This is a genomic window from Salipiger sp. HF18 (assembly GCF_011806505.1).
Lineage (GTDB): Bacteria > Pseudomonadota > Alphaproteobacteria > Rhodobacterales > Rhodobacteraceae > Salipiger > Salipiger thiooxidans.
This window is the reverse complement of record NZ_JAATOS010000144.1, coordinates 1-8923: the sequence shown is the minus strand read 5'-3', so window position 1 is coordinate 8923 and position 8923 is coordinate 1. Positions and strand designations below refer to the sequence as shown.

Annotated in this window: 12 protein-coding genes and 1 pseudogene; 4 read left to right on the top strand and 9 right to left on the bottom strand. The window is 67.5% G+C overall.

Annotation, left to right across the window (positions count from 1 at the left end; all coding sequences use genetic code 11):
- Positions 1–139 (top strand): annotated as a pseudogene (locus HC022_RS29145) (phosphoserine phosphatase SerB); the annotation flags it as partial.
- Positions 140–284: 145 nt separating this feature from the next.
- Here the strand turns inward: HC022_RS29145 and HC022_RS13365 are convergent.
- Entirely contained in the window at positions 285–1283 is a 999-nt protein-coding gene (locus tag HC022_RS13365; protein WP_254885083.1) for an asparaginase, read from the bottom strand.
- A gap of 170 nt (positions 1284–1453) precedes the next feature.
- On the opposite strand from HC022_RS13365, the gene HC022_RS13360 reads away from it, so the two are divergent.
- Positions 1454–1984, top strand: a complete 531-nt coding sequence (locus HC022_RS13360) for an invasion associated locus B family protein (RefSeq protein ID WP_083791764.1) — start codon at positions 1454–1456, stop codon at positions 1982–1984.
- Between the two features lie 93 nt (positions 1985–2077).
- On the opposite strand, the gene arfB is transcribed toward HC022_RS13360, so the two are convergent.
- The 6 genes from arfB to HC022_RS13330 all read right to left on the bottom strand — a co-directional run bounded on the left by arfB (position 2078) and on the right by HC022_RS13330 (position 7439).
- A complete protein-coding gene (gene arfB / locus HC022_RS13355; RefSeq protein ID WP_008885850.1) occupies positions 2078–2500 on the bottom strand; it encodes an alternative ribosome rescue aminoacyl-tRNA hydrolase ArfB in 423 nt (140 codons plus the stop codon).
- 398 nt (positions 2501–2898) lie between these two features.
- Positions 2899–3540, bottom strand: a complete 642-nt coding sequence (locus HC022_RS13350; RefSeq protein WP_008885195.1) for a queuosine precursor transporter — start codon at positions 3538–3540, stop codon at positions 2899–2901.
- A gap of 63 nt (positions 3541–3603) precedes the next feature.
- Complete coding sequence (locus HC022_RS13345; protein WP_167452764.1) at positions 3604–4512, bottom strand: esterase-like activity of phytase family protein; 909 nt, start codon at positions 4510–4512, stop codon at positions 3604–3606.
- Entirely contained in the window at positions 4485–5405 is a 921-nt protein-coding gene (gene mepA, locus HC022_RS13340) for a penicillin-insensitive murein endopeptidase (protein WP_167452763.1), read from the bottom strand. Before mepA ends, HC022_RS13345 begins: the two co-directional genes overlap by 28 nt.
- Positions 5390–6799, bottom strand: a complete 1410-nt coding sequence (locus tag HC022_RS13335; RefSeq protein WP_167452765.1) for an MFS transporter — start codon at positions 6797–6799, stop codon at positions 5390–5392. The genes mepA and HC022_RS13335 overlap by 16 nt, the downstream gene beginning before the upstream one ends.
- 106 nt (positions 6800–6905) lie before the next feature.
- Complete coding sequence (locus HC022_RS13330) at positions 6906–7439, bottom strand: acyl-CoA thioesterase (RefSeq protein ID WP_167452762.1); 534 nt, start codon at positions 7437–7439, stop codon at positions 6906–6908.
- A gap of 129 nt (positions 7440–7568) precedes the next feature.
- On the opposite strand from HC022_RS13330, the gene HC022_RS13325 reads away from it, so the two are divergent.
- Positions 7569–7853 (top strand): YggT family protein, encoded by a 285-nt coding sequence (locus HC022_RS13325; RefSeq protein WP_008884312.1) that lies wholly within the window; start codon positions 7569–7571, stop codon positions 7851–7853.
- Between the two features lie 33 nt (positions 7854–7886).
- Here HC022_RS13325 and HC022_RS29140 read toward each other — a convergent pair whose 3' ends face one another.
- Both HC022_RS29140 and HC022_RS28755 read right to left on the bottom strand, forming a co-directional pair.
- Positions 7887–8066 (bottom strand): YciI family protein, encoded by a 180-nt coding sequence (locus tag HC022_RS29140; RefSeq protein ID WP_217703980.1) that lies wholly within the window; start codon positions 8064–8066, stop codon positions 7887–7889.
- A 9-nt stretch (positions 8067–8075) separates the two neighbouring features.
- Positions 8076–8228: a hypothetical protein gene (locus HC022_RS28755; RefSeq protein WP_217703978.1), complete on the bottom strand. Its 153-nt coding sequence runs from the start codon at positions 8226–8228 to the stop codon at positions 8076–8078.
- 181 nt (positions 8229–8409) lie between these two features.
- Between HC022_RS28755 and HC022_RS13315 the strand changes: the two genes are divergently transcribed.
- A partial coding sequence (locus tag HC022_RS13315; protein ID WP_167452761.1) for a DEAD/DEAH box helicase occupies positions 8410–8923 on the top strand: 514 nt, incomplete at its 3' end.

The window sequence follows — 8923 nt, the reverse complement described above, 5'->3', positions numbered from 1 at the left end:
GCTGACCCGCGCCGGCATGGGCGTGGCGCTCCACGCCAAGCCCTCGGTGCAGGCGCAATGCGACCTGCGGGTGAACCACGGCGACCTGACGGCGCTTCTCTACCTGCAGGGCTATGCCCGGAGCGAGTTTTCCGGCTGATGGATCCGTGCCGGTGAGGGGCCAGCCCCTCACACTCCCCGGAGTTTAGGGGCAAGATGAAGAGACGGCCCGCGCTTCTGTCCGGAGGGCGGGCCGTTCGATGTTTGGCGATGCAGTGTATGGCGGCGCGGTGCCGCGCGGTCGGTCAGGGAAAACTCGGGGCCGGGCGGATTTCTCCGGTGAGCAGGCCGCGCCAGTTGCGGATCTCCGGGGTGAGGAACGTCTTCACGTCCGGATGCGCCGGGTCGAGCACGCCCAGTTTCACGAGGATCGCGGCGATGGCGCAGTTGGAGGCGCGGGTGGCGCCGTCGACGACCTTGAGCGCGATGCCGAGGCCGCGCTGCGGCAGGATCGCGATGAAATAGCCCTCTGCCCCGGTCTTGATCGCCACCGGCTCGTTCGCGGCGCGCATCAGCAGCGTACAGGCGCGGCCGTCGCCCGCCACGTAGTCGGGGAAGGCGATCATCGCCTGCACCAGCTGGGCGCCGGCGCGGCTCAGGGCGTCGCTGCGCTGGCCGGCGGTGGCGAACCACGCCATGGCGCGGGCCATGCCATGCATCGTGGTGGCGTAGTTGGGGGCCGAGCAGCCGTCGATGCCGAAGAACGGGCTCGACTGGTCGGTCACCGTCTCGAATGCGTCGCGCACGGCGATCTGCACCGCGTGGTCCGGATCGACGTATTCGGGGCCCGCCTGCAGGTGTTGGGTCAGGGTCAGGAAGCCCGCGTGTTTGCCCGAGCAGTTGTTGTGCACCTGGCAGGGGGTTTCCTCGTCGCGGATCATCTGGAACCGCAGCGCCTTGTCGCGCGAGGGTTCGGCGCCGCAGCGCAGGTCGTCGTCGGTGAGGCCCAGGTCCTCGAGCCAGGCGTTGACCGCGGTGACGTGCAGCGGTGCGCCCTCGTGCGAGGCGCAGGCCAGCGCCAGCTGCGGCTCCGCCAGATGGCGGGCAGCGGCGGCGCCCGAGGCGACCAGCGGCAGGGCCTGGATCATCTTGGCGGAGCTGCGCGGCAGCACCAGCTTGTCCGGGTCGCCCCAGGCCTCGACGATCTGACCGGTGCCGTCGCAGATCACGGCGTGACCGACGTGCAGGCTTTCGGCCAGCGGGCCGCGGTGGATTTCGACCATGGGGACGGGGGGCAGGGGCATCTTGACCTTCACATCTGAGCGATATCTTGCCAACGGGGGCTTTATGGCGGCACGTTTTTCGGGCTATCCTGCCGCCGTCGAGTAGAGAAAGGTTGCGCCTGTGACAAGGCCGGAACAGGTTGGCGCCGACCGCAGGTATTGAGGCAAGAAGACAGCTGGAGGCTGCAGGTATGAAGTCATTTCTCGGTGGGATTCTGGGCGGAGCCGTGATGGCACTGGCCGCGACGGCGGCCGTCGCCCAGGAAGAGAGCCAGAACCGCGTGAACGCGATGACCGACTGGTCCGTGTTCGAGGGCAAAGACCCGCGTGAGTGCTGGGCGGTAACCACCTACAAGGAAAGCGTGAACACCAAGGACGGGCGGGTCGTGTCGGTGCGCCGCGGGGATATCCTGCTGATGGTGTTCTATCGTCCCGGCTCGAACGTATCGGGCCAGGTCGCCTTTACCGGCGGCTATCCCTTCGCGGGCGGGTCGACCGTCGGCGTGAATATCGGCGGCACGGAGTTTGATCTCTACGCCGATGGCGAATGGGCCTGGCCGGCGACGCCGCAGGACGATGCGCAGATCATCGCCGCGATGAAGCGCGGATCGGATGCGGTGCTGACGGCGCGTTCGTCGCGGGGCACCCAGACCAAGGACACCTTCTCGCTGCTCGGGTTCACCGCGGCGGTCGAGGACGCGGAGAAGCGCTGCGCCAACTGATCCTGCGCTCCGGGGCCGGGGCGCGATTCGCCCCGGCCGGAGCGGAGGACGACGCGGCGTTCGGTCGTTTTCGGCGCGTGTGGGCGGCGCGGGTCACGGACCCGGGTCGACCTTGCCGCGCAGGGCCTTGACCTCACCCCTCGCTTTCTTCGAGTTCAGCCGCCGGCGCTTTGACCCGAGCGTCGGCTTCGTCGCGATGCGGCGCTTGGGCACCTCGAGCGCCTTGCCGATCAGCTCGGCCAGCCGCTCGCGGGCGATCTCGCGGTTGCGGGCCTGGCTGCGGGTGTCGTCGACCTGGAGCACGAGCGCGCCATCCTTGGTCCAGCGGCGACCGGCGAGCTTGCGCAGGCGGGTCTTCACCGCGGGCGGCAGGTTGGGTGAGCGTTCGGCCTCGAACCGCAGCTCCACCGCGGTCGAGACCTTGTTCACGTTCTGCCCGCCGGGGCCCGACGCGCGCATGAACTGCTCGGTCAATTCCCAGTCTTCGATGCTTATGCGGTCCGAAATCTTCAGCATGGGCGTGATGTAGCGCGTTTCGGCGGTTGGCTGAAACACAAAGCGGCTTTGTGCGCGGTCCTTGGGGGCTGGAATGCGGGGGAGGGGGCTGGATCTCCCCGGTGCGGGCCCGGGGTGCGCGTTCTGCCGCATGGGGATGCGGGAACCGGATGAGAGAACTGAAATGGGCCGCCCTGCCTGTCGGGCGACCCATTCGAGACGTCAAGGAGGCGTGCCGGTTAGGCAATGCCAATTCGGTAGGCTTCATGCCAGGGGCTGCCCTAGCAGGTCATCCTCCGAACTGTTCCGACACCTCTCTCCAATGTTTCTCTAGACACTGGATCACCTCCTTTCAGCTGTTAAAAAACGCAAGTTCAGGGTGCCATGGAAAGGCAAACCGTCAAAGCATTTTTCGCAGATCAGGCGGGCACGCGGGCGGAAAGTGCCTTCGAAACGATCATTCGGAATGGCACCAGCGCGATGATGGCGAGCGAGAGCTTCACCAGCCAGTCCGCGGTGCCGAGCGACACCCAGAGCGGCACCATCGGGCCTATGCCCAGGAGGGGCAGGGGCTCGGCGGCCCAGCTCACGTCGTTGCCGGGTTCGAGGAAGCTCAGTGCGCCCGAGAAGGCGATGCTGAAGAAGATCGCGGTGTCGAGCGAGCTTCCCACCAGCGTCGAGGCCAGCGGCGCGCGCCACCATGCACCGTCGCGCAGCCGGTCGAAGATCGCCACGTCCATCAGCTGCGCGGTCAGGAAGGCGAGGCCCGAGCCGATAGCCACCCGCAGCGTCACGGCGGGGAAGGTGTAGCCGTCGCCCTCGAGCATGATCTGCGTGCCGATGAGCGAGCAGATCACGCCGACCACGAAGCCCGCGAAGACCACGCGGCGCGCGGCGGGGGCGCCGTAGAGGCGGTTCATCACGTCGGTGACGAGGAAGGCGAGCGGGTAGGTGAAGGCGCCCCACGTCAGCCACTGGCCGAAGAGGAACTGCACGAGAATGTTCGAGGCCAGCACGATGGCGGCCATGGCAAGGATGCCGGGAAGGTGTCTGCGTGTCATGTCTGGACCCGTTTTGACAAGGTAGCGGGGACTTGGCCCGCTCTGGCGGGCAATCGGGGCCTGTTAAGGCGTCTTCGGCGACGAGGCAAGCGATTCCGGGACGGTGTACTCGACGATCTGGGTGCGCTGGAAGGCGTTGAAATTGTCGTCCGAGATCATCGTGAGCCGGATCGATCCGCTCTCGTCGCGCCAGACCGCGATGCCCTCGAGGTTGTCATGACGCAGGACGCCGCTCTCCAGGAGCGTGGTCTCGTTGTCGAGCGCGTCTTCGGACATGTCGAAGCGGCGCACGCGGCTGCGGAAACCGAAGCCGGTGAACTCGCGCTCGAGCAGGTAGAAGCGCCCGTCGGGGCCGATGTCGGCGCCCACGGCGAGAAAGCCGCCGCGGCGCGGGATCTCGTAGACCTGCTGCCAGTCGCCATCGTAACGCCAGACCGGGAAGGGCCGGGTCAGCTCGCCCGAGCGTTCGGGGAGGGTGTAAAGCCGGCCCTGGTCGTCGATGGCGAGGGCTTCGAGGCTGGAGTTGTCCTGCAGGTGCTGGAAGGCTTCGGGCTGCGGCAGCCGGACGGGTATGTCCGAGGACGCGTAGGACAGCACCCGCGCATCCCCCTCGTAAGAGATGAATGTCGTGCCGTCGCGACCGATGGCCAACCCTTCGGAGTCAGAGGTCTTGACGCGCTGTGGTTTGCCATTTTCACCCATCAGGCGACTGATGGGACCGGGTTCGATGCCGACGATGCGGCCGTTCTTGCGGGTGAAGCGGCCAGAGACGATATGCGCCCTGTCGCTCACCGCGGTGAATTCAAGGCCGTCGTCGGACACCTCGATTCCCGAGAAGCCCCCGAACTCGGGCTCATTACCGGTCCAGATGAAGCTGTCGGTAAAACGCGCCTCGCCGCTGCTTGCGGCAGCGGCGAATGCGAGCCCTCCCGTCAGGGCGGCGATCAGCGCGCCGCGAGTACGGATGCGCATTGGGCCGGAAGGTCTCCCATGACGAGGTCGCGCTTCGGCTTGGGCGGAGGCGCATTCGGGTCGGGCGGTGGCGGGTTGAGGATGTTGTTCACCCAGGCCTGCGCGTCCGCGCAGCCGTCACCCGCGGGTGGCGGTGTCTGGTTCACGCAGCCCGTCGCACCCGCGGGGCAGTTGAGCCGCACATGGAAATGGTAGTGGTGGCCATACCACGGCCGGATCTTGCGCAGCCACGACCGGTCGCCGGTCTCGTCGTTGCACATCTGCACCTTGGCCCCCGGGAAGACGAAGATCCGCGCCACCCGCGGGTCACTGGCGGCGGCCTTCAGAAGTTCGTGGTGCGCCCGGGTCCAGCTGCTGTTGACGTAGGCGCCCGAGGCACGCTGCATCGAGATAGACGAGATGTTCTCGCGCGCCGAGCGGCTGAGGGTCAGGTCGCTTCCCGGCAGCATCCAGATGTCGGCATCAAGCCCGATCTGGTGGCTGGCGTGGCCCGAGGTCATCGGGCCGCCGCGCGGCTGGCTCATGTCGCCGACGTAGAGCCCGTTCCAGCCCGGCAGCGCCGCTGCCTTGCGCGACAGGTCCTGCACGAAATCGATGAGCTGCGGGTGACCCCAGTTGCGGTTGCGGCTGAGCCGCATCGCCTGCCAGGTCGGGCCGGTCTCGGGCAGCGACGCGGCGCCCGCGACGCAGCCGCGCGAATAGCTGCCGAACGAGGCGGCCCTCTGCGGCGAGCCGACGCTCTCGGCCCCGAAGAGGGCCTTGGCGCTCTTGGTCGACAGCACGCCGGTCACGCGTGGCAGGTCTTCCTCGGTTGTTGTTGGGGCTTTGCGGCCTTCGCCACAGCCCGCAAGGACCGTCGCTGCGACGGCTAGTGCGGTCAGGGTGCGGAACATGCTGCTCGGTCTCCGTCTGGTTGCACCCACCGTAGCAGAACGAGGCCCAAAAGGAAAAGGAAGATGACCGGAAGGAAGCCCAGCTGGTTGCTTTGCGTCCAGAGGGTGAAGAAGGTGATCAGCGCGGGGGCAAGAAACGCCGTGGCCTTGCCGGTCAGCGCGAAGAGCCCGAAGGCCTCGGCGGCGCGGGCGTGGTCGGTGTGGCGCACCATCATCGAGCGCGAGGCGGAATAGAGCGCACCGCCCGCGCCGCCGATGACCGCACCGCAGAGGAAGAAGATGGTGTCGGGCAGGCGCGAGCCCTCGGGCAGCGCGACAAACAGGATGTGGTCGCGCGACATGCCGATGATGATGACGCTCACCGCCAACAGCAGCCAGATGCAGGTCAGGATCACCGGCTTCGGTCCCCAGCGATGGTCGGCCCGGCCGCCGAGCCACGAGATCACCGCCGCCGCGATCGCCGCGATGATGCCGAAGACGCCGATCTGGGTGATCTCCCAGCCCAGCACCAGCCGGGCATAGATACCGCCGTAGGCATAGAGCTCCGCCAGCGAATCCCGGTAGAACATCGAGCTCAGCAGGAAGCTGCGGTAGGAGGGGCGGTCGGCCAGCTCGCGCAGGCTGTCGCGCAGACCGCCGAGGATCTGGCCGGCGCCGGGGCGCGCCTGCCGGACGCCCGCCGGGTCGCGGTTCCACAGGAAGAACGGCACCATGAAGAGCGCGAACCAGATCGCGATGAAGGGTCCGACGAAGCGCGTGCCCTCGCGGGTCTCCGGGTCGAGCCCGAAGGCCGGGGCGAGGCCGATCAGCGTCTGGCCGCTCGGGGTCTCGGCGAAGAACAGCAGCATCAGGAACAGCGACACGACGCCGCCCCAGTAACCGAAAGCCGAGGCGCTGCCCGAGATCCGTCCAACCTCGTCCGGGGTGCCGAGACTGGGCAGCGTGGCGTTGTTGAGGTTGAAGGCGGATTCGCTGGCGGTGAAACCGACCCAGAAGGCGATCAGTGCCAGCGTCAGCCCGGTGCCGTCCGGCATCAGGAACCAGAGCGCCGCGGCGCAGAGCGTGGCGATGGCCGAGAAGCCCCAGAACCACGGCATCTTGCGCCCCGAGGCGTCGGCCCAGGCCCCGAGCAGCGGCGCCGTGAAGGCGATGAACAGCCCCGAGACCGTTTGCGCCGACGACCAGAGCCCCTGCGCATGGGCCTTGGCCGACGCCTCGGTCAGGCCCGAGCCGAGGTACCATTCCGCGGCGACCGCGGCGAAATAGGGGCTGAAGATGAAGGTGAGGCCCAGCGTCGCGTAGGGCTGCTGCGCCCAGTCCATGAACATCCAGCCCCAGACCCGCCGGGGCGTGGCAGGGTGCCCGATGCCCGCCGTCTTCGCCTGATCTGCCATGCGCTCGGTTGTCGTCTGCCTGACCATGCGGTCCCCCTCTGTCGGGCGCGATAGAACAGACGGGGCGACGTTGGGGCAAGCGCAAAAGCGCGCCGCGGTCGGGGGGTCACATCTGCGGCGGCCAGGGCCGGGCGTCCTCGGCCTGTAGCCAGAGCGTCACCCATTCGGGCAGCTCGGGCGAGACCGCGTCATAGCCCAGCCCGGTCATCACCCGCTCTGTCGGCACGATCCCGTTTCGGTCGGTGATGGCGCCGCGGTACACCGCGTGGTTGGCGCAGTCGCCGTTCTCCTTCCACATGGTCTGCTCGAGATACATGAAGCGGTGATCCCAGCCGATCAGCCGCGAGCGCATCTCGACCCGCTCGAAGGTCCGGATCCGCCGCCGGTAACGCACGCAGGCGCCCGCCATGGTCAGGCCCCAGCGCTCGCGCCGCAAGAGCGGAATCAGCCCCGAACGCTGCGCCAGCGGGATCCGCCCGAGATCGTAGAGCGTCAGGGTGCGGCCGTTGTTGAGCTCCTTCCAGAGGTCAATGTCCCACGGCCAGCAACGGTGGTGCGAGACATGGATCTCTCCCAGCCCGAGCTTCGGCGCGTTGCGGTACTTCCAGATCTCCTTGGCCATGCGGATGAAGGGATACATGCGGCCTCCTTTTTGCGCCCGACAGTGACGCGCCGCACCGCGGCGTCAACCACGACCTCACGGCACTCTTGTGCAGGCGGCCGGAGATGCCTACCTGTAGGCGCGGTTATAGGAAGGGAATACCGGCACATGATGGCAATCTACGGACCGCTGAAGCTGATCCTAGACGTGATCTTCTTCATCATGATCGTCCACATCATCATGAGCTGGCTGATCAATTTCAATATCCTGAACCTGCGCCAGCCCATCGTCGGCCAGATCTGGGAAGGGCTGAACCGCCTGCTCGAGCCGATCTACCGACCGATCCGCAACATCCTGCCGGACACGCGTCCGCTGGATCTTGCGCCGCTGGCGGTGTTCATCATCATCATCTCGCTGCGCGACTACATCCTGCCGACGATCTTCTTCGGCTGATCCTCTATTGGCGGGGCCCTGCGGCCCGCGCCGTCAGAATTCCGGGTCGTACATGATCTCGCGCACGTCCTGTGCGCAGCGGCAGGCCGCGGCGAAGCGGCCCGCCCAGTGCAGCGCCTCGTCCCGCGTGGCCAGTTCGAGAATCGAGAAGCCGCCGAGCACGGCCTTGGTCTCGGGCTGGGGGCCGTGCGTGACCGACCCGTCGGTGCCCACGATCGCCGCCTACTGACGCAAAAGGCCGCCGCCGAAGATCCAGGCTCCTTCCGCCCTGGCATCGCGGGCCACCTGGCGCGCGGCCTCGCCGGCCGCGGGCAGATCCTCGGGCGGGATGTGGTCCATCGCGCCATCGTCGAAGGAAATCAGGTATCTGGGCACGTGAGCTCTCCTCATCGCGGTGCAGTTGCCGGGGGCATGCTAGCAGACCGCGCCGGATCGAATGCGCCGGACCTTGCGCAAAGCCCGATATTTCCGCGTGCCCCGCACTTGTTCATCAAATCTTAGTATGAGACTGTACGGACTAGAGCAGATCTAGTTAAAATTCGGCAGGTCCACGTCCATGCCCCGCGACAACGCGCCTGGAGAGGCGCTGCTGAAAGACGTTTTCGGCTTCGATGCCTTCCGCCCGGGTCAGGGCGAGATCGTCGACGCCGTCGCGCGTGGCGAGAACGTGCTGGCCATCATGCCCACCGGCGGCGGCAAGTCGCTCTGTTACCAGCTTCCGGCGCTGATGCGCGGCGGCGTGACCGTGGTGATCTCGCCGCTCATCGCGCTGATGCGGGACCAGGTGCGCGGGCTGCGCGAGGCGGGGGTTGCCGCGGGCGCCCTGACCTCGGGCAACACGCAGGAAGAGACCGACGCCGTCTGGGACATGCTCTCGCAGGGCTCGCTCAAGCTGCTCTACCTCGCACCGGAGCGGCTCGCCTCGGGCGGGGCGCAGCGGATGCTGGCCGAGGCCGGTGTCGGGCTCATCGCGGTGGATGAGGCGCATTGCGTCAGCCAGTGGGGCCATGACTTCCGCCCCGACTACCTGCGCATCGGCGAGCTGCGCCGCGCGCTGGGCGTGCCCGTCG

Excerpts from the sequence above, each read along its gene's own strand:
- HC022_RS13365 (WP_254885083.1), bottom strand. The coding sequence starts at position 1,283 with ATGCCCCTGCCCCCCGTCCCCATGGTCGAAATCCACCGCGGCCCGCTG.
- HC022_RS13350 (WP_008885195.1), bottom strand. The coding sequence starts at position 3,540 with ATGACACGCAGACACCTTCCCGGCATCCTTGCCATGGCCGCCATCGTG.
- arfB (WP_008885850.1), bottom strand. The coding sequence starts at position 2,500 with ATGCTGAAGATTTCGGACCGCATAAGCATCGAAGACTGGGAATTGACC.
- mepA (WP_167452763.1), bottom strand. The coding sequence starts at position 5,405 with ATGTTCCGCACCCTGACCGCACTAGCCGTCGCAGCGACGGTCCTTGCG.
- HC022_RS13360 (WP_083791764.1), top strand. The coding sequence starts at position 1,454 with ATGAAGTCATTTCTCGGTGGGATTCTGGGCGGAGCCGTGATGGCACTG.
- HC022_RS13345 (WP_167452764.1), bottom strand. The coding sequence starts at position 4,512 with ATGCGCATCCGTACTCGCGGCGCGCTGATCGCCGCCCTGACGGGAGGG.
- HC022_RS13335 (WP_167452765.1), bottom strand. The coding sequence starts at position 6,799 with ATGGCAGATCAGGCGAAGACGGCGGGCATCGGGCACCCTGCCACGCCC.
- HC022_RS13325 (WP_008884312.1), top strand. The coding sequence starts at position 7,569 with ATGATGGCAATCTACGGACCGCTGAAGCTGATCCTAGACGTGATCTTC.
- HC022_RS13330 (WP_167452762.1), bottom strand. The coding sequence starts at position 7,439 with ATGTATCCCTTCATCCGCATGGCCAAGGAGATCTGGAAGTACCGCAAC.